The sequence below is a fragment of the Thalassotalea ganghwensis genome (assembly GCF_053485795.1).
Genome location: NZ_JBQRUM010000005.1, coordinates 207,103 through 225,665, shown reverse-complemented (window position 1 = coordinate 225,665; position 18,563 = coordinate 207,103). Strand labels below are relative to the sequence as shown.

The 18,563-nt window shown below is 40.8% G+C and carries 17 protein-coding genes; 6 read left to right on the top strand and 11 right to left on the bottom strand.

Annotated elements, in window-relative coordinates:
• Positions 1-29: 29 nt before the first annotated feature.
• From ccmI to ACSLUH_RS07340, 4 genes are read right to left on the bottom strand one after another with little or no spacing between them, the layout of a single operon-like run.
• Entirely contained in the window at positions 30-1,265 is a 1,236-nt protein-coding gene (ccmI, locus tag ACSLUH_RS07355) for a c-type cytochrome biogenesis protein CcmI (RefSeq protein ID WP_448565657.1), read from the bottom strand.
• A 3-nt stretch (positions 1,266-1,268) separates the two neighbouring features.
• The gene (locus ACSLUH_RS07350) at positions 1,269-1,724 is read right to left on the bottom strand and encodes a cytochrome c-type biogenesis protein (protein ID WP_448565656.1); all 456 of its coding nucleotides are present in this window, start codon (positions 1,722-1,724) and stop codon (positions 1,269-1,271) included.
• Positions 1,724-2,275, bottom strand: coding sequence for a DsbE family thiol:disulfide interchange protein (locus ACSLUH_RS07345; protein ID WP_448565655.1), 552 nt, complete (start codon positions 2,273-2,275; stop codon positions 1,724-1,726). Before ACSLUH_RS07345 ends, ACSLUH_RS07350 begins: the two co-directional genes overlap by 1 nt.
• Positions 2,275-4,272, bottom strand: coding sequence for a heme lyase CcmF/NrfE family subunit (locus ACSLUH_RS07340; protein ID WP_448565654.1), 1,998 nt, complete (start codon positions 4,270-4,272; stop codon positions 2,275-2,277). The genes ACSLUH_RS07345 and ACSLUH_RS07340 overlap by 1 nt, the downstream gene beginning before the upstream one ends.
• A gap of 270 nt (positions 4,273-4,542) precedes the next feature.
• Here ACSLUH_RS07340 and ccmA point away from each other — a divergent pair, with 270 nt between their 5' ends.
• Genes ccmA through ccmE form a run of 5 tightly spaced genes read left to right on the top strand, consistent with a single transcriptional unit; the run spans position 4,543 to position 7,357 of the window.
• Entirely contained in the window at positions 4,543-5,184 is a 642-nt protein-coding gene (gene ccmA, locus ACSLUH_RS07335; protein ID WP_448565653.1) for a cytochrome c biogenesis heme-transporting ATPase CcmA, read from the top strand.
• A 12-nt stretch (positions 5,185-5,196) separates the two neighbouring features.
• Positions 5,197-5,904 (top strand): heme exporter protein CcmB, encoded by a 708-nt coding sequence (gene ccmB / locus ACSLUH_RS07330; RefSeq protein ID WP_448565652.1) that lies wholly within the window; start codon positions 5,197-5,199, stop codon positions 5,902-5,904.
• Between the two features lies 1 nt (position 5,905).
• A complete protein-coding gene (locus ACSLUH_RS07325) occupies positions 5,906-6,655 on the top strand; it encodes a heme ABC transporter permease (protein WP_448565651.1) in 750 nt (249 codons plus the stop codon).
• A complete protein-coding gene (gene ccmD / locus ACSLUH_RS07320; RefSeq protein WP_448565650.1) occupies positions 6,645-6,872 on the top strand; it encodes a heme exporter protein CcmD in 228 nt (75 codons plus the stop codon). Before ACSLUH_RS07325 ends, ccmD begins: the two co-directional genes overlap by 11 nt.
• Positions 6,869-7,357 carry a cytochrome c maturation protein CcmE gene (ccmE, locus tag ACSLUH_RS07315; protein WP_448565649.1) on the top strand — a complete coding sequence of 163 codons (489 nt, stop codon included), beginning with the start codon at positions 6,869-6,871 and terminating at the stop codon, positions 7,355-7,357. The genes ccmD and ccmE overlap by 4 nt, the downstream gene beginning before the upstream one ends.
• Positions 7,358-7,442: 85 nt before the next feature.
• Here the strand turns inward: ccmE and ACSLUH_RS07310 are convergent, their stop codons facing one another.
• From ACSLUH_RS07310 to ACSLUH_RS07285, 6 genes are all read right to left on the bottom strand, one after another.
• A complete protein-coding gene (locus ACSLUH_RS07310) occupies positions 7,443-8,111 on the bottom strand; it encodes a DUF4852 domain-containing protein (protein ID WP_448565648.1) in 669 nt (222 codons plus the stop codon).
• 356 nt (positions 8,112-8,467) lie between these two features.
• On the bottom strand, positions 8,468-9,766 hold the full coding sequence (gene nagP / locus ACSLUH_RS07305) for an N-acetylglucosamine MFS transporter NagP (RefSeq protein WP_448565647.1): 1,299 nt from the start codon (positions 9,764-9,766) through the stop codon (positions 8,468-8,470).
• Between the two features lie 36 nt (positions 9,767-9,802).
• Positions 9,803-10,936, bottom strand: a complete 1,134-nt coding sequence (nagA, locus tag ACSLUH_RS07300) for an N-acetylglucosamine-6-phosphate deacetylase (protein WP_448565646.1) — start codon at positions 10,934-10,936, stop codon at positions 9,803-9,805.
• A complete protein-coding gene (nagB-II, locus tag ACSLUH_RS07295; protein WP_448565645.1) occupies positions 10,936-11,934 on the bottom strand; it encodes a glucosamine-6-phosphate deaminase NagB-II in 999 nt (332 codons plus the stop codon). The genes nagA and nagB-II overlap by 1 nt, the downstream gene beginning before the upstream one ends.
• Positions 11,935-11,950: 16 nt before the next feature.
• A complete protein-coding gene (gene nagK, locus ACSLUH_RS07290; protein WP_448565644.1) occupies positions 11,951-12,862 on the bottom strand; it encodes an N-acetylglucosamine kinase in 912 nt (303 codons plus the stop codon).
• Positions 12,863-13,030: 168 nt separating this feature from the next.
• Entirely contained in the window at positions 13,031-15,700 is a 2,670-nt protein-coding gene (locus ACSLUH_RS07285) for a beta-N-acetylhexosaminidase (protein WP_448565643.1), read from the bottom strand.
• A 131-nt stretch (positions 15,701-15,831) separates the two neighbouring features.
• On the opposite strand from ACSLUH_RS07285, the gene ACSLUH_RS07280 reads away from it, so the two are divergent.
• Positions 15,832-17,406, top strand: a complete 1,575-nt coding sequence (locus ACSLUH_RS07280; protein ID WP_448565642.1) for a tryptophan halogenase family protein — start codon at positions 15,832-15,834, stop codon at positions 17,404-17,406.
• A gap of 11 nt (positions 17,407-17,417) precedes the next feature.
• Here the strand turns inward: ACSLUH_RS07280 and ACSLUH_RS07275 are convergent, their stop codons facing one another.
• On the bottom strand, positions 17,418-18,530 hold the full coding sequence (locus tag ACSLUH_RS07275) for a sulfotransferase family 2 domain-containing protein (protein WP_448565641.1): 1,113 nt from the start codon (positions 18,528-18,530) through the stop codon (positions 17,418-17,420).
• Positions 18,531-18,563 lie beyond the last annotated feature (33 nt).

Genomic DNA, 18,563 nt, shown 5'->3' with positions numbered 1-18,563 from the left:
GACCTTATCGTTACAAATACCAACAATACTTATTCGATGACACTATCGATCACTAAGTTAAGTGTTTCTTTGCTATTAACCACCACATTATCAAGCTGCGCTTTATAATCACCCGGGTTAATACCTGCGCTACCCGTTGATGATGCAATAGCAAAAACATGAACCTGTTCAGCTTGGCTTAGTTTTGCTTGGGGCGTCATAGCATTGTCATCACTTAAGGTGATAGTTACAGGTAAGTCACTGGTTCTGAGTTTTAATGCTGCTAATGGCATTCTTGAACCGCTAGTCGGTATTGCGTAAACAAAAACGACCCGATCTTCTTGCTCCATAAGTTCATTGTTTAATGCTTCAGATAAGCTCACATTAATTGACAATGAAGCATTTTCCGCGGATGAAGGTTGAGCATTTTGCGGAAGACGACGTTGAGCTTCAGTAATTGCATTTTGCAAGGCGACAACATTAACGTTTTCGCGGTTGTCGTTTACAACCAGCTGCCAATAGCTAATTGCTTGCTCAAACTCTTCGCGTAGAAAGTGATCCATCCCCAGCAAAATGTTGGTAGAAGGTTCTTTCGCATCTAGCGCCAACGCTTTATCAATATATTGTTGTACATCGGCTGTAATTTGTTGATTATTTTGATAGTAACTCGCCTGTGCTTTAACACCATAGACATCAGCTTTTTCGCCTTCTATCGCTAATACGGTATCAAACGCTTCTTGAGCTTTACTAAATTCACCAACAGAAACCAAAGCTTGCCCATAGCTATACCACAAATCGGAATTGTCTGGCGTTAATGTTAACTGTTGTTTAAATTGCGCTAATTGCGCCGCTTGCTGCTGCTGGACACTTAGCTGCTCATTAGTACTTTGCTTTGGTTGACTAACTATTTGTTGGTAGGCACCTTGCTGATGGTAATAGTAGCCACTAAAACCAATGACAAAAAGCGTTAAAAACGCTGGCCACATTATGCTTAACGGTTTTGAAGAAGCACTACCTTCTTGCTCCGCTTTATTTTCTTCAATGTCTTGCAATAAGCTTTGGTTAAGTTCAGTCAATAAATATTGATAGCTTTCTTCATCGATATTTTTTTGCTCAAAGTCTTTTTCTATCTCAGCTTTATGCTCATGATATAAATCAATATTCATTTGGTCACGAAAGCGATTATCGACATCACTCACATGACTTTTTTGCTTAAAGAAGTGTAACCAAATAACCAGGATAATAAGCGCGATAAAAGCGATAAGAACGATCAGTAATTCAGACATAAGTTATTTATCTTTTAAAATATCTTCAAGTTTTTGCTGCTGTTGAGGCGAAAGCGTTTTGTTTTTCTTTTTAGCACTAGTTCTTAAGACAAACACAACCACCATTGCACCCAACAATAATAAAATTGCTGGGCCAAACCACAGGATATAAGTCAAATTTGACACTTTGGGACGATACAAAACAAACTCACCGTAGCGCTTAACCATAAAATTAACAATTTCACCATCGCTTTTGTTTTGCATTAACATTTCATAGACCTCTCGGCGAAGATCCGCAGCAATGGGGGAGTTTGAATCTGCCAAATTTTGATTTTGGCACTTAGGGCAGCGCAACTCTTTAATTAACGTGTTGTATCGCTTTTGAGTCACCTTGTCTTCAAATTGATAAACATCAGTTGCAAACGCAGATAACGAGCTGACCGATAAAACCAAAGCACATAGTAATAGAAAGTGTTTCATTAACTTTTTTCTCCCATTCTTTCTGCTTCTAAAATTGATATCATCGGTTCAAATTTTTCCTTCCAAACCATGCCATCAATCGGCCCAGCATGTCTCATGCGAATGATACCTTGATGATCGATCACAAACGTTTCAGGTGCGCCATACACTCCCAAGTCAATACCAAGCCGACCTAAACGGTCAAATATCGAAAAGACAAAAGGGTCTTTATAATCATTTAGCCATTGCAAGGCATCTGAACGTTCATCTTTGTAATTTATGCCATATAAAGTGATCCGTTTATCTTTAGCAATATCAACTAAAAAGGGATGCTCTTGAGTACATGCCCAGCACCAAGATCCCCATACATTTAACAAAACAATTTCGCCAGTTAAATCTTGCTCAGTAAGTTGTTTATTTTCATCACTCAGTTGAGGCAAGCTAAACTTAGGCATCGGCTGACCAACAAGCGCTGATGGCAATTTTTGCGGATCATTGAATAAACTCAGATATAAAACTGATCCAAGTGCAATAACCACAATTAAAGGTAAAATACGAATTAACTTATTCATTAACGCGCTTCCTCCGCAACTGCACTCTTTATCACTGATTTTGATGCGCGAACCTTCGCTTTATTTTCAACACGACGACGATAACGTTTGTCAGCCATGGCAAATAGTCCCCCAATGGCCATAAAAATTGCCCCTAGCCAAATCCAACGAACGAAGGGTTTATGATGAACTCTCACTGCCCAAGCACCATCTGGTAACGGATCGCCTAACGCAACATAAACATCTCTGAACAACCCTGGATCAATACCTGCTTCGGTCATTCCCATGGTTTGCACTAAATAGGTACGGCGTTCAGGTTTAAGCAAAGCGATAAAGTCTCCATCTTGGTAAATTTCAAACTGCCCTTGCTCGGCCGAGTAATTAGGCCCTTTAACTTGTTTAATACCGTTAAATTTGACATCAAAGCCAGCCACATGAGCTGTTTCACCGCTCGCCATTTTAACATTAGTTTCTGTTTCATAAATAGAAACTAAGGTGACACCAACCACCGTTACAGCGATACCTAAATGAGCGATAGTCATTCCCCACTGGCTCAAACTAACCTTATCAAATTGATACCGTTTACCGTCTCTTTTAGCTTGATTACGCAAGTCTTTAATCACCACCAACGCAACCCAAAACGCAAGCGTCATTCCCATGGCAACCAAGGCATTAAATTCACCGCCATACACAAAAGGAAAAGCAACACCAAGCACAATACTAATGACTGAGGGCTTAACAATTTGTTTTCTTAATTCCCCTTGCTTGGCTTTTTTCCAACGGATTAATGGACCAATGCCCATAACGATAAATAAACAGCTCATTATTGGCACAAATACCGCGTTGAAATATGGCGGTCCAACAGATATTTTGCCTAATCCCATCGCATCAATAATCAACGGGTAAATCGTCCCTAGTAACACAGTCACTGCAGCAACAACTAAGATGATATTAGCTACCAGTAACGCCGTTTCTCTAGAGTAAAAGGCAAACCGACTAAAACTGGCTACGTTTGACGCTCTAAGCGCAAACAAGGTTAATGAACCACCAACGGTAATTGCCAGGAGCATCAAGATGAATGAACCTCGTGTTGGATCACTAGCAAAAGAATGAACCGATGTAATAACACCTGAACGAACCAAAAACGTCCCTAATAAACTTAAGCTAAAGGCAAAAATCGCTAACAATACGGTCCAGTTTCTAAAGGTACCTCGCTTTTCGGTAACCGCTAAAGAATGGAGTAATGCCGTACCAACAAGCCAAGGCATAAAAGAAGCATTTTCAACGGGATCCCAGAACCACCAGCCGCCCCAGCCAAGTTCGTAGTAAGCCCACCAACTTCCTAAGGCGATCCCTAACGTTAAAAATATCCACGCAGCTACAACCCATGGCCTTGCCCACCTTGCCCAAGCGGCATCTAGCTTACCAGCCATCAAGGCAGCAACAGCGAATGCAAATGACACAGCAAAACCAACGTAACCCAAATACAGCATTGGCGGATGGATAATTAAGCCAACATCTTGTAACAATGGGTTTAAATCTCGCCCTTCACTCGGAACCACTGGCCATAAACGATCAAATGGATTTGAAGTCAGCAATGTAAATAACATAAAGCCAACGGCTACCATTCCTAGCACGGAAAGCACCCGAGCAATAAACACTTCGTCAATGCCTTTGCTAAACTTGGCTACCGCCATTGTCCATGCCGTTAATGAGAAAACCCACAACAATAACGAGCCTTCATGTCCACCCCATACGGCACTAATTTTAAAATAATAAGGCAATAAAGAGTTTGAATGCCCCGCGATATAGCGAACAGAGAAATCGTCGACAACAAAGCTATACGCTAAGATGACAATACTTATCGTAGTAAAAGCAAACATACCAAAGGTTAATGGTTTAGCATAACGGGCAAGGTGTAAGTGACCTGTTACACTGCCAAACAACGGAACAATACTTAAGCATAAAGCAAATGCGAGCGCGACGACTAAGGCTAAATGCCCCAATTCAGGTATCATAGAATTCTCCGAATACTAAGTTGGTAAACTTAGACTACTCAAACACGATAAATAATTGTTTCAGCCATGTAGGCAAAAAAATTGCTGCAATTCTAGCACTGTTTTACGTAAACTTGCATCAATCGATCAAAGCAAATACAAAAATAGCTGCGAAAGGTCAACACATCCTAGGATCATGAGCGATTGTGTAGTAGCATTAGCGCCATTAATTGAGACTAAAGATCTAGAGCTTATTTGTCGCCTCTTGGGTTTAGCAAGCATAAAAATTCAATGTCTGATTCGATAGAACCATTACTTTCCGCTAAGAACCTCACCTGTATTCGTGAAGAAAGGGTCTTGTTTGAAGCGCTCGATTTAACCTTCTTACCCGGTGAAATTGTCCAAATAGAAGGACCTAATGGCGCGGGAAAAACCAGTCTTTTAAGAATTTTGGCGGGTTTAAGCGTGCCATATGACGGCAATGTTTTCTTTCATCAACAAGATATCACGAGAGACAAAGAAACATTTCATCAAAATTTACTCTATATAGGTCATCTTGCTGGAGTAAAAGGTGAAATGACGGCGCAAGAAAACCTCACGTTCAATTTGGCAATGGCTGGCTTAATATCAAATCAGGCTGAACAAACCCTTGAAAAAGTCAACTTACTAGGGTTTGAAGATGCGCTTGCCAATCACCTAAGTGCCGGACAACATCGCCGCATCGCATTAGCAAAGCTTTGGCAAAGTAATGCGCCTATTTGGATACTCGACGAACCTTTTACCGCAATTGATAAAACCGGCGTTTCAACGTTAGAACAACTATTTGTAGACCATACGAAACGCGGTGGGTGTGTTATTCTCACCACTCACCAAGATTTAAACCTCAGCGAGAATCAATATAGAAAAATCTCGCTCGCTTATCGCTTTTACTGATGGGAAAATTGGATGCAATCTCAATTAAATTCTGTCGACAATAAACTTTCTTATCGCCGCGCGTTTAGTTTAGTATTTTCTCGTGATATCACTATTGCCTTCCGCCATAAAGACGATATTTTTAATCCATTGCTGTTCTTTGTCATCGTCATTACCTTATTCCCTTTAGGTATTGGGCCTGAGCCTAACACGCTCTCAAGGATTGCACCGGGTATTATTTGGGTAGCTGCTTTGTTAGCAACACTATTATCACTTGATCGGCTATTTAAATCGGATCATAGTGATGGTTCATTAGAGCAATTATTATTAAGCCCAGCACCATTGTTTATCATCGTCTTGGCAAAAGTAACTGCACATTGGGTGCTGACCGGCTTACCTTTGCTCCTTGTTGCACCACTTTTAGCTGTATTATTAAATTTGCACAGCGATAGCTACTATGCATTATTCCTTACCTTACTGTTAGGAACACCTATTTTAAGTTTTATTGGTGCCATTGGTGTCGCATTAACCGTAGGCATTAAAAAAGGCGGCGTCTTGCTGAGCTTATTGGTCCTGCCGCTTTATATTCCCGTATTGATATTTGCGACCAGTGCTATCGATAGTGCGGCAATGAACTTACCCTACAATGGACAACTTGCTATAATCGCCGCTTTATTGGTGGGATCTGTCACCTTAGCTCCCTTAGCAATATCATCAGCCCTAAAAGTGAGTACAAACTAACATGTGGAAATGGTTACATCCTTATGCTAATCCAGAGGTGAGCTATCACTTCACAGGTAAATTAATACCTTGGTTTAAAACCTTATCGTTATTCCTCTTTTCGATTGGATTAATTTGGGTCTTACTTTATGTCCCTGCTGATTACCAACAGGGTAATAGTTTTAGGATCTTTTATATACATGTACCAACTGCGATCCTTTCATTAAGTATTTATACGGCAATGGCAGTTGCTGCTTTTTGTGGCTTGGTATGGCAACTAAAACTTTCAGATGCCTCTGTGGCCGCCATAGCACCGGTAGGCGCAGTTTATACAGCGATTGCATTGATCACTGGCGCTGCGTGGGGAAGACCTACGTGGGGCACCTGGTGGGTTTGGGATGCACGCTTAACATCAGAGCTGATTCTTCTTTTCCTTTACTTGGGCGTCATTGCTTTACACAATGCTTTTAGTGACAAAAATCAAGCTGGAAAAGCCGCTAATATCTTGACCTTAGTAGGGGTCATTAATATTCCCATTATCAAATATTCAGTTGAATGGTGGAATACATTACACCAAGGACAAACCGTCACCAAACTTGGCGCGCCATCAATGGCGTCAAGCATGTACTGGCCATTTGTTGTTTGTTTTTTCGCTTTTGTCTGTTTTGCTGGCTGGATAATATGTCAGCGCTTTAGAACCGAATTAATACAACGCAATGCGATGCGTCCATGGGTGAAACAATTAGTCATTGGAGATAACCGTGCAGTTTAATAGTTTTAGCGAATTTATCGCCATGGGCAACCATGGTTTCTATATTTGGTTATCGTTTGGCATTACCTTTGTGTTGATGGCCTTGTTACTTATCTTTACGCAAGTAAATGATAAAAATGTCCGTAAACAAATCATGCAACGCGATCGCCGCGAGCAAAAACTAAAACGTGCGGCGCAGCAACAAGAATTTAGTAAATCTCAAGAGGAATCGCTATGAACCCGCGTCGTAAAAAGCGACTAACCATTGTCGTTTCAATTCTAATCGCCATTGGTATTATTACCTCTTTAGTGTTGTATGCGCTAAGCCAAAATATTGATTTGTTTTATACACCAAGTGAAATAATCAATGGGAAAGATGATACGGGTAAAAAACCTAGCATAGGTCAACGCATTCGCGTTGGGGGATTAGTCGTTCCTGGCAGTGTCAAACGAGATCAAGACAGTCTTAAAGTTCAATTTGACTTAACCAATAAAGGTGAAACCATTACCGTTAAATATGATGGCATCTTACCGGATTTATTTCGTGAAGGTCAGGGCATTATTGCCAATGGCGTATTATCAGAAAGCACGTTAATTCAAGCACATGAAGTGTTGGCTAAACATGACGAAAACTATATGCCAAAAGAAATCGCCGACTCTTTAGGTGAAGGTCATCAAAAGCCTACCTACTCTGCAGAGCAATTAAAGAAAAACGGCTATTAACTTATCCTAGCATCAGGCATGACATCACAAATTAGCCTCAAATCACTTGGGTGATAATGAGGCTATTTCTTATTCAAACCTGAGGTTATTTAGGATGATAAGTCGAGATGATTCTCTGACCCTCTTGTTCCAAAATCACTTCAACTTTGTGTACCTTAACCAATAAGCTATCACGCTGACCTGGTTTTAGCCCAATAACATTAAAATATAAACGGTGCAAAAAAGTCGCCTTATTTTGCGCTAAAGCAGTCAATAAATTGTCTACTTGACTTCTCTCATACGGGATAGGCTTAATATCTTCATGATTAGCAATAAACAATTTGTATTGACGCGCAAAACGGTTATTACGGGTGTATAACGCTTCAAATACCATACTGTAATACTCTGATACCTCGGTAACTTTAAATTGCTCATGCGCATAATCATAGCTACCAATATCCATTGAGCTGATCACTTCAAAGCAGTCTGTACTGTAAGCCTTAACTTCATTTTTGAAGTCTTGCTGAGCTTTGGCAAGCACCTGCGCTTCTTGCTGTTCATTACCAAAAACCTTTTGGAGTAATTCGATATTGGTTAACGCTAAATACGCGCGACTATAACGTTGGTAGTCATAATCAGTGCCCATAAGTTTAGCAACAGAAAAAATACCATCTCGATGGCTAAACTCTCGATAATTTTGACATTCTTTTGCTAAAAGCTGAAGGCTCGTCGTTAAGGATACAATGAGTAAGATAAAAAAGGTAAAACGCTTCACTTTAAACACCATCATGGGTTGAAAAATTAACAGAACAGCGTATCAAAGGCTGGTATTCTCATCCCTTTGCAATAGCCTATATTATGGTATCGCTTTTTACTCTGCCCTGCCCATCTTTAGACATTAGTACAAAAGAAAATAATCACGCCACTTCAACAACATTTAAACAGCAATTTAGCGCGTATTGATATTTCTCGGCAAAAAAACCGCTAAAAATAAACCCGCTTTAAACAGTATAGATAAAAAAAACCCCGAGAATAAACTCGGGGTCGATCAATTCGATCAATTAACGCACCCTCAAACTAATGAGATGATTCACCCGGTATCGGGGAATTAGGAAGAAACACACCAAGAGGCTATTTCCATGATTTCATTTTATGACCTTTTACGGCATAAAATAGTATGAATAAATAACAAGGTAACATGACAACATAGGCGCCTTGCTGGCCGATAGAAGTACCACTGGCTAGCCCCCAGAACAAAGGTCCAAAAGCCCCGCCTGCAATTCCCATGATAAGTAACGCTGATCCAGTACTTGTTAAGGCCCCTAATCCTGATAATGCTAACGGCCATACCGCTGGCCAAACAATGGCATTTGCCAAACCAAGCAATGCAATCAGCAATAAGGTATCTGGTAGTTGCGCACCACCAAATGGCACGAGTAAAGCATTTGCTATCGTATATGACTGACTATCACCCCAAATAATTAATAGCGTTAAAATAACTCCCAAAACAGCCGATATCATTAAAGCAGTGGGCTGGGAGATGAACCTAGGGATAGTTAAAATGCCTAGACTATAGCCAACGACCATACAAACCATAGTGTAAGATGTCATCACAGCATAGTTTTCTACCCCAAGTGATAATGCAAATGTGCCAATGGTATCGCCTGCGATAACTTCAACAGCAACATAAACAAAAAGGGCAACCACTCCTAATGCGAGGCTAGGTGTCGCAAGCGCTGCTTTTATTTGGCCTTCACTGTGGTTTTCTTCCTGCTCACCTTCTAGTTCTGGCAAAGGAGATTTCTTAACAGCAAATGCCAAAAGACCAATAAAAATTGCCATACCAAGATATGGCAATACTAAGCTATTTGCCATTTCATCAATTTTGGCTTGAGTCAATTCTGTACCGACAGTATCAGTGAAGTTACTTAATATAAGAGCGGTAAATACCATCGGAGCGACAACACCTGCTCCTTTATTTAAAATACCCATAACGCTAACTCGCGCAGCAGCTGATTCTTCAGGTCCCAACCGCACTACATAAGGATTAACCGCCGTTTGTAGCAATGTTTGCCCTGTCCCCATCACCAATTGTGCAAACAGAAACAGCGCAAATATTTGCGTTTTTGCTGCGGGTATAAACAGAAGGCCAGCAACCATCATCACCCCCATGCCAAGGGCCATGCCATTTTTGTAGCCGACTTTTCGTATCACCCAGGCAGACGGCAACGCAGTGAATGTCACCGCGATATAAAATGAAAATAAAATTAACGACGCTTGAAATGGTGTTAATTGTAAAATCTGTTTTAAGTAAGGCATTAAAGAGCCATTTAGCCAGGTAGCAAACCCGAGAATAAAAAACAAAATAGCGACAATTGCCATCGGCAACACACTACTTTTGCGTTTTGTGCTTTGTACTGTCATTTCCATAATTTCCTCAAATTCTAGCGTTGTTATTGTTGTTATTTATTTTGTAAAAACCGCTTGTCCACCTATCCATGTCGACAACACAGTGTGTTTATGATCAAGTACAACAAAGTCTGCTGCCTGACCGACTGTTAACTGGCCACGAATACCCTTTTGATTGAGGTAATTGGCTGGATACGTGCTCGCCATTCTAACCGCTTCTTCTAAATCAATGCCTAAACCATTTACACTATTATTCACTGCGGTGATCATGTCCAGTGCTGCTCCGGCTAACTCACCGGTAGTCGAGGTCAGTTTACCGTCTCGTAGATAGACCGTTCTGCCAAAAAATGCGAATTGTGTTTGCTCACTACCTACAGTTGACATCGCATCAGTGACTAAGAACAGAGAACCTCTAGGCTTGGTTTTAAGCGCTAATTTAGCTGAGGTGTAATCGACATGGTGGCCATCGAGTATAATGCCGCAACTGGTATGGTCATTTAATAACGCACAGCCGGTGACTCCTGGCTCTCGTCCTTGTATAGGTGACATCGCGTTAAATAAATGTGTAAAACCATCCGCTCCGGCATCAACTGCTTGTTGAGCGGTGTTATAATCTGCATTGGTATGGCCCAGACATACTTTGATGCCCAGCGACACCATTGTTTGGATATCTTCTTTTGATACAGTTTCAGGAGCTAAAGTCACTAAAATTTGTCCGATATCTTTACGTTCGAGAATTGCCCATTCTCGCGCTGAAATTGGACGAATAAACTCTTGAGCATGAGTTCCTTTTTTGGCTACTGATAAATGCGGCCCTTCAAAATGTATCCCAAGGATACCAGGTACTTGTTCCGCAATTGCTAAAGCAACAGCATCAGCAGCTTGTTCCATAACCTCAACTTTATCGGTGATCAGTGTTGGTAACATGCCGGTGGTACCAAACTGAGAATGAGCGGTGATGATGGTCTTCAGTTTATCTAACGAGGGAGAATCATTAAACAATACACCACCACCACCATTAACTTGTAGGTCGATAAAACCTGGAACGACTAGGCCACTCAACTGATCATCGATAGTATCAGTATGTTCATCAATGGCTGTGATGATACCAGACTCTATCGTTAGCACTTGTTCGCTACGAATATCTTCGCCATTAAACAAGCGTTGAGCTAAAAGTCGTTTTGTAGCCATTATAGTGTCCTAGTTACCTTCTTTAGACCTTTAGGTTCATCTGGGTTAAACCCTCTACTTACAGCAACCTTGGCGACATCTAAATAGAAACGCTGCAATACAACTAATGGTGCTAGACGCGGATGAATCTTATCATCGAGTTGCGATAAGCTAACAATATCAGCCCCTCGCTCGGTGACATCTTCAATTTGTAACTGATGTGATTTAGCACTTTCATCGTTCACTTGGCAGTTTAGGATAGCAAGTCCTTGCTCGACTAGCGTTACAGGACCATGTAAAAACTCGGCACTACTAAAGGCTTCTGCATGAATACTGGCCACTTCTTTTAATTTTAGCGCCATCTCTTTTGAAACCGCATAGCCCAACCCTCGACCTAGCACTACCATATTTTTCACCCCATCAATCGATTGTGGAGTAAGCTGGTAATCACTCTCAATAATGGATTTTAATGCACTTGGAAGGGTGTCTAAAGCCGCTATCAACGACTGATTTTGTGTCCAATACGCCGTTAATTGAAGAAGTGCTGACAGTGTTGCTAAATAACTTTTGGTTGCTGCTACCGAAATTTCTGCCCCCGCCTTTAATGGTAAAACCACATCAACGATATCTTTTAGCGGCGAGGATTCGTCGTTGACAAGTGCAACGCAAAAAGCACCCGCTTTTTTCGCCATTTCCGCTTGTGCAATAATGTCAGGACTTCGGCCCGACTGCGAAATAACAATGACTAATGCTTGTGCGAGTTTTAGCTGCTTACCATAAACACTCGATACTGAAGGTGCTGCAGCAAACGTAGGTACAGAGGCTTCAATTTCAATTAAGTACTTTCCAAATACGCCAGCATGATCAGACGACCCTCGACCAATAATCATGACCATTTTAGGATCAAAGTCTCTAAGCTGCTCACCGAGCTGTTGTGCGAGTTGCTGATTAGAAGCAAGCTGCCCTTGAATGACTTCAGGTGCTTGTTTAGCTTCTTTTTCCATAATAGTTTGTGACATGTGCGAGCCTACCTTTTTAATTTATTGTTTGCGCGTTTAACAGTGCGAGCTGCTGTTTGGCAAATAACACTGACCCCAACTCTGGCGGACAAAGTGGTTGTTTTAATATATCTTGGACATCCTTAGCTAACCAAGGAATCAATCTCACCGTTAGGCCACCGATAAGTGAAAGCCTAGGTGGTTGTTGTTTGAGTAACTGTCTTGCGACGCCATCAATATAAGCTGCACCTTCTTTAACAATATTGATGGCGACAGAATCACCGGCTTCTGCGGCATCAAAAACAATATTAGCCATTTTGGCATAAAATGCTGCTGGCTTTCCGGCGATGATTTCCACTAGCTCAATACTATGATTGACTTGATGAAGCGCGAGTAGTTTTTCATTAATCAAAGAGGATTCAACTAAGCCATCGAGTGACATCAATACATGATTGGCGGCTTGAAAACCAAACCAAGCACCACTGCCTTTGTCACCATGAGGAAAACCGTGTCCACCGATGGTATAGGGCTGACCATTAACATAAGAAAAACCACAAGAGCCTGTTCCTGAGATAATAACTGCACCATCTCCTCCTCGGTGAGCACCCAGACAGGCAACCAGCAAATCAGTCGCCAAAAACATTTCTTTAAATGGATGCTGCCAATTGGCTATTTTGTCAAACAATACCGGTAGATTAACTCCCGCTAAACCAACCCCAGCAATAACTTGATCAAGTGATAATTGAGCAATGTTAGCATCAGCTAATGCTAACTCGGCCGACTCTGTAATGGAGTCTATTGCTTGCTGGTAGCCGTGCAAAGGATTTGCAGGACCCGAAATGCCGCTGCCTAATACATTATTATTCGCATCAACTATGATAGCTTTGCATTTACTACCACCGCCATCAATGCCAATAAAATACTGATTTTCATTACTACTACCGAGCATTTCGACCTCGTGTATTTTTTAATTATTTTCAGCGACACTTTCCTGATCATCGCCCTTTAACTTTTTTACATCTTAACCACAAATGACAGCGTTGTCATTTATTATTTTAAAATTGAAGAAATAAATTTTTATTTATTTAAATTCAAATTGTTACGTTATAATATTGTTTTATTTTACCTGAACTGTGCGAGAAAAACGCTGACCATCATAGCTCACCGCCCTAACAAACACGTTATTTGAGACATTTACCGGCCCCTGATAACTTTGCCAATCTCCCTCCCCCTTTCGATATTGAATCGCAAGGCCAGGGAAAGCAATATTGGCGTATAACCGACCATCTTCAATTTTGGCACCTACGGTTGGCAAGCGATAAAAGATGTTGTCTCGTTCTAGCTTAATAAGTTCTTTTTGACCTAACGCATTAGCAAACACTTTCCACTGCTGGTTTCGTTGTTCTTTAAGTGATTGATTAAAAACATTGGTCTGTTGCGAATATTTAAACCCCTGATAATTATACGGCACTGCCCAATTCGCTTGATGCCAAGCACGTTCGGCCAAGGCTAACACTCTCGGAAAAATTTTATATTCAGCCATCTCATCGTTAAATAAGTTTTCACTCCAAAGCTGACCTTGCAAACCATAAAAACGCCTACCTTGCTCTATCGGTTTGTGAATAATATTTCCGTGTTGGTCATGTTGTAACGTGTCATCTACTTGGTAAGGCAAATCTTGTCTATCCAACCAAAACTCAGCGTGGATAGGTAAGTTTTCTGGCATAAACTGAAAAACTTTTTCGGTATTGGTATGTCTAGACGCCCAATAATAGCCGTGCTCTTTCGGATCAGCTTCATACGGAAAATCAAAATACGTCGCGTCAGGCGTTGATACCACAATTTGCCAATTTCTATTGGTTAGTTCGTTAACTTTGTGATGAGCATCCCAAGGTAAATGATCCCAAGCATTTGCTTGGACAACAGCAGGCATATTGTTTTTATTCGTATGCTCTAAACCATCACTCCAGGCTGCTGGCTCTATGCCCATGTCAGATAACATGTTTGCTACCCGCTCAACGAAGTAAGCGCCTAATTGTTTAGTCTCAGTTATCCCTTTATCATTATTCGCTAAAAATGTCTGACATACCTCAGAGTCAGTCCACGCGCCTGCCGTTTCATCAGCGCCAATATGGTAACGAGTCAATGGCTGACCTGCATCAGCGTGTATTTTTTGAACTTCTTTCATCACTTTTTCAACAAAAGCGAAAGAGGATTCTTGACACGGATTGATCGTGTTGTCGTTATAAAACTGCACTGACGAATAGCGCGACTTATCGTTTGGATCGTGCAATAAGTACTGGCGCGCTTTGTCATGCTGTTCGGCTTTGTTGTATTTTTCAAAACGTGCCGCCATTGATTTGATCGCAGCGCGCGAATGCCCGGGCATATCAAGAGATGGGATCACTTGAATATGTCGCTCATTGGCTGCGCGTAAAATGTCTTGATAATCTTCAACACTGTAGTAACCATTGACCTGACTTTGTGGATCAATGCCTGCGCCAAGCTGGGGCATTAAACATTGTTGCTCAGATAAATCAAAACAGCGACGTGCACCAACCTCAGTCAACTCGGGAAGCCCAGGAATTTCAAGACGCCATGCTTCATCCTCGCCCATGTGCAAATGTAACTTATTTAATTTATAAGCAGCCATTTGCTCCATCAAGGACAACAAAAATTCCTTACTTCTAAAGTTTCTTGCAGTATCGACCAATAAACCTCTAAAACCAAAGAGTGGTTCATCGTGAATCGCCAACACTGGGATAGTTAGTTTACCCGGCACGACTAAACTCGCTATTGACTGCAGTCCGTAAAAAACACCGGCACCATCAACGCCTGTGACAGAAATATTCTCTTTGCTGATCATTAGTTGATAACTGCCCATTGGCTTCTCAGGGTTTGACACAACACTAAGAGTTATCGGAATGCCTTGGTCCTTTTGCACAAGCCCTAATTTATCCATGCGTTTTAACGCAACATTAACGTCGCGAATATCAACATTACCAAAGTCAACCTGGATGCCACTTGATAAATCTAGCGTTGCACCTGATTGATCGCGAATAATAGATTTTGGTGTTGGGATAATAACATCGCTAACATCGACGAGCCCTTCCCCTAATTTGGTATTGTCTTGGTAGTAGTCGCTACTTAATTTCCACTTTGTTTTATCCGCTGGCGTGCGCTTAAACTGATGCTGGTAATCGGTATACTCAGTCACATAAGGCAAATACAGTAAACCGGTATCATCATCAATTGCAGCTCGCGTACTTTCAATTACCCTAGGTTCAAGGCCATCGGCATAAATGATGTAGTTTGGCAGTAAATCAGACTCTGACAATGACCAAAACCCAGCACGGTAGGTAATTGTTTTCGTCTCTCCCTTTTTAAAACCACGAAATTGTGAAGTTAAGGTTATTTTATGTAAATCACCATTGAGATGCTCGATAGCGAACTCGCCTTGGTCAACATTATGGATAGGTGCAATTTGGCCGTAAAAGATCTGCCAATTATTGGCATCTATCGCTTCCTTTGCAGTTAAATGTAATTTCGCTTCATAACAATTACCATCAGTAATATCAGACTCACACTTTTCCTTTTGTTTATTACTGACTAATTCAAATCTTACATCTAAACTATTGGCAATAGCATCGACATCGGGTTGCGCTGCAAGCTTTAACGATATTGTCGGCGATGATAAAGCTTTTTGACTATCTAGCGCATCCGGTTTATCACAGCCAAATAATATCACCGTCGTTAACGCCAAACCTGTCGAAATCTTTTTACTCATACATCACCATAATTAATTTTTAAAGCTGTTGATTCGTTTTCTCGTATTATTCACTTTACCAATTTTGACAGCGCTGTCAAAAGAAATTATGCTTTGCATTAAAATTAATCGATATTGACGAAAAATAGCAGATGAAAGCAACTATTGATAAAGAAACGAAGCGAGTGGTTATCGTTGGTGGTGGCACTGCCGGTTGGATTAGTGCATGCTATTTGGCTAAACATTTGAATAGTAAGGCAGAAAACTCCGTAAAGGTTACGGTCATTGAATCTGAAGATATTGCTACCATTGGTGTTGGCGAGGGAACCTTTCCGACGATTAAAACCACACTCGCCTTTTTGGGCATCAATGAAGCCGAGTTTCTTGAACAAACAGATGCAACATTTAAACAAGCGATCAAGTTTGATCATTGGCTTTATACCCCTGGTACAAGCCAGCACAGAAATAGCTACTTTCATTTATTTGATGTGCCTAAAGGTGCGCCAAATTTTGACTTATCCCCCTATTGGCTAAATAAACATCATGAAAACGCTTGTCATTTCGACGAGCAAACCTCGGCACAAACTTATTTATGTCGGGCGGATTTAGCACCTAAAAAAATCACGCAAAAAGCCTTTCATGGGCTCAACTATGCCTACCATTTAGATGCGGTAAAATTTGCTCGTTTTTTAAGGGATTATGCCATCAAAAACCTCGGCGTCACTCACCTAGTTGGCACTGTATCTGATGTCTCTTTGGATAAGCAAGGCTTTATTCGAGCGCTTAAGAGTGAACAACAAGGGGAACTCATTGGTGATTTATTTATAGATTGTTCTGGCTTTAGTGCACTACTCATCGATAAAACCTACAAAATAGACTTTGTCGACAATAGTAATGTCCTCTTTGTAAACCGGGCTGTCACTATGCAGATCCCTTATCAAGATGAGCAATGCTCAATTCCAAGTTGTACGATTTCCACAGCACATGCTGCAGGATGGACTTGGGATATTGCCCTGACAAAAAGACGCGGTGTCGGCTATGTTTATTCAAATGCCCATTGCAGCGACGAGCAAGCCGAGCAGACTCTGCGCCATTATATTGGTTATCAAGCAGATCAACTAACAACACGAAAAATTTCGTTTCAAAGTGGCTATCGAGAAAAACAGTGGCATAAAAACTGCGTAGCAATTGGGCTTTCAGCAGGGTTTGTTGAGCCATTAGAGTCTTCCGCCATCGCGATGATCGAACTAGCGGCTAAATTTGTCGCCGAAGAGTTTCCATACTCCAGAGCAATGATGGCAATAAGTGCTGATAAATTTAACCAAGCGTTTAGCTATCGTTGGCAAAGGATAATCGACTTTATTAAGCTGCACTATGCAATAAGCAAGCGCAAAGACAGTGAATTTTGGTGCGATAACCGCGAACAAAGCAGTATCCCACAAACGCTACAAGATAACTTAGCAAAGTGGGCTCTGACACCTGTCACTCGTAATGATTTTCCTTCGATGTATGATTTATTTGGTTTAGAAAGTTATCAATACGTTTTATATGGCATGGAATACTTACCTGACATCCGTCATATGCAACCGGCCCTAGATCAGCACTGCAATATTGCTCACTACCTATTTAACCAAGTAGTTCAGCAACGTGAAACGCTTGCTCAGCAAATGCCGAGTAATCGAAAATTAATTATGCAAGCCTATCAGCATGGATTTAGCAAGCTATAAACAGCTGCAAATCACCAGATAGGCGCTCTGGTATTAACGAGGCCTTCTCGTTTAAATACTTGTTCCATCGCAGGTGTCATCATAAATTTCAATCTAGGTTCAAGGAGATTGACATCGTTCTCTGACAGTTTTACTTGCTGTTCAATAACCTCTGCAATCGCTTTTATTTCTTCAATCGCGTTAGCGCGTTTTACCTTTTTGATTTGTTGAGCAAATGCAGTGTCCGGATAAAACTGTTGAATATGCTGTTTAAAGAGTTTCACCCACTTCTTTGCATATTCTTTACCATTTCTCACGGTTTTATGAAGATAAATATTGAGGGTGATCAGAAACTTTTTATGGCTTTCAATAAACGCTTTGTTTTTTAACGCTATTTCAAGGATACAAAACCTCGTCGTGTATGGCAGTATGTGATCAAACCTGTCGCCAATATGTCGGTATTTTTTTCGATTGATTTCTGAAGCTTTAGTTAATAATCTATCATTAAAGTGCTGATAAAGTTTCAAGTCTAACGCATTATTTTCAAGGATATTTGCTATAGTTTGTTTATCTAATGCTTGAAGCGGAGGACGATTAATCGTCGCTCTTTTTATCGCCACCTTATCGGGCCAACGAATAGAACCACTCTGTTCGAAATAGGCCAGTGATAAATCAAAATGTTCATAGATACCAACATGAACATTGAGGCACTCCATCCTCTCAATAATGTCAATTGCTCTTGCTTCGCTCATTAAATTTGGATCGTAAATACGATCACCATTTAAAAACTTGAGCATATAGTTGGCGGTTTCAGTAAGGGTAATGAACTCGTCAAAATCTCGTGGCTCTTTCGATAAAAGCGCCATAAACTCAGGATGTTGGCGCAAAAAGTAATACTCTGAAATTAGCCGATCGACTGGGTGTCTCAACATGGTAAAAATAAAATATTCTTGATATTTTTCTTTACCTTCTTCAGTAAATATATCGCCACAATTGGATTTTTTCGTCTCATAAATTAAGTGGCGATAATTAAAATCAGGTGTTGTTTGCCACTCGGTATTTTGCATCATGCAATTAATACTGGTACCGCCCGTTTTCGGGATATGAATAAAAATCGGTTTATCTTCTGCTTTACTGTTATTCATTATTTGTTCGCATTAATTTTTTAGTCTACTTAA

Bases quoted from the DNA above. Each gene is read 5' to 3' on its own strand.
- ccmI (WP_448565657.1), bottom strand. From the start codon at position 1,265: ATGTCTGAATTACTGATCGTTCTTATCGCTTTTATCGCGCTTATTATC.
- ACSLUH_RS07350 (WP_448565656.1), bottom strand. From the start codon at position 1,724: ATGAAACACTTTCTATTACTATGTGCTTTGGTTTTATCGGTCAGCTCG.
- ACSLUH_RS07345 (WP_448565655.1), bottom strand. From the start codon at position 2,275: ATGAATAAGTTAATTCGTATTTTACCTTTAATTGTGGTTATTGCACTT.
- ACSLUH_RS07340 (WP_448565654.1), bottom strand. From the start codon at position 4,272: ATGATACCTGAATTGGGGCATTTAGCCTTAGTCGTCGCGCTCGCATTT.
- ccmA (WP_448565653.1), top strand. From the start codon at position 4,543: ATGTCTGATTCGATAGAACCATTACTTTCCGCTAAGAACCTCACCTGT.
- ccmB (WP_448565652.1), top strand. From the start codon at position 5,197: ATGCAATCTCAATTAAATTCTGTCGACAATAAACTTTCTTATCGCCGC.
- ACSLUH_RS07325 (WP_448565651.1), top strand. From the start codon at position 5,906: ATGTGGAAATGGTTACATCCTTATGCTAATCCAGAGGTGAGCTATCAC.
- ccmE (WP_448565649.1), top strand. From the start codon at position 6,869: ATGAACCCGCGTCGTAAAAAGCGACTAACCATTGTCGTTTCAATTCTA.
- nagP (WP_448565647.1), bottom strand. From the start codon at position 9,766: ATGGAAATGACAGTACAAAGCACAAAACGCAAAAGTAGTGTGTTGCCG.
- nagA (WP_448565646.1), bottom strand. From the start codon at position 10,936: ATGGCTACAAAACGACTTTTAGCTCAACGCTTGTTTAATGGCGAAGAT.
- nagB-II (WP_448565645.1), bottom strand. From the start codon at position 11,934: ATGTCACAAACTATTATGGAAAAAGAAGCTAAACAAGCACCTGAAGTC.
- nagK (WP_448565644.1), bottom strand. From the start codon at position 12,862: ATGCTCGGTAGTAGTAATGAAAATCAGTATTTTATTGGCATTGATGGC.
- ACSLUH_RS07285 (WP_448565643.1), bottom strand. From the start codon at position 15,700: ATGAGTAAAAAGATTTCGACAGGTTTGGCGTTAACGACGGTGATATTA.
- ACSLUH_RS07280 (WP_448565642.1), top strand. From the start codon at position 15,832: ATGAAAGCAACTATTGATAAAGAAACGAAGCGAGTGGTTATCGTTGGT.
- ACSLUH_RS07275 (WP_448565641.1), bottom strand. From the start codon at position 18,530: ATGAATAACAGTAAAGCAGAAGATAAACCGATTTTTATTCATATCCCG.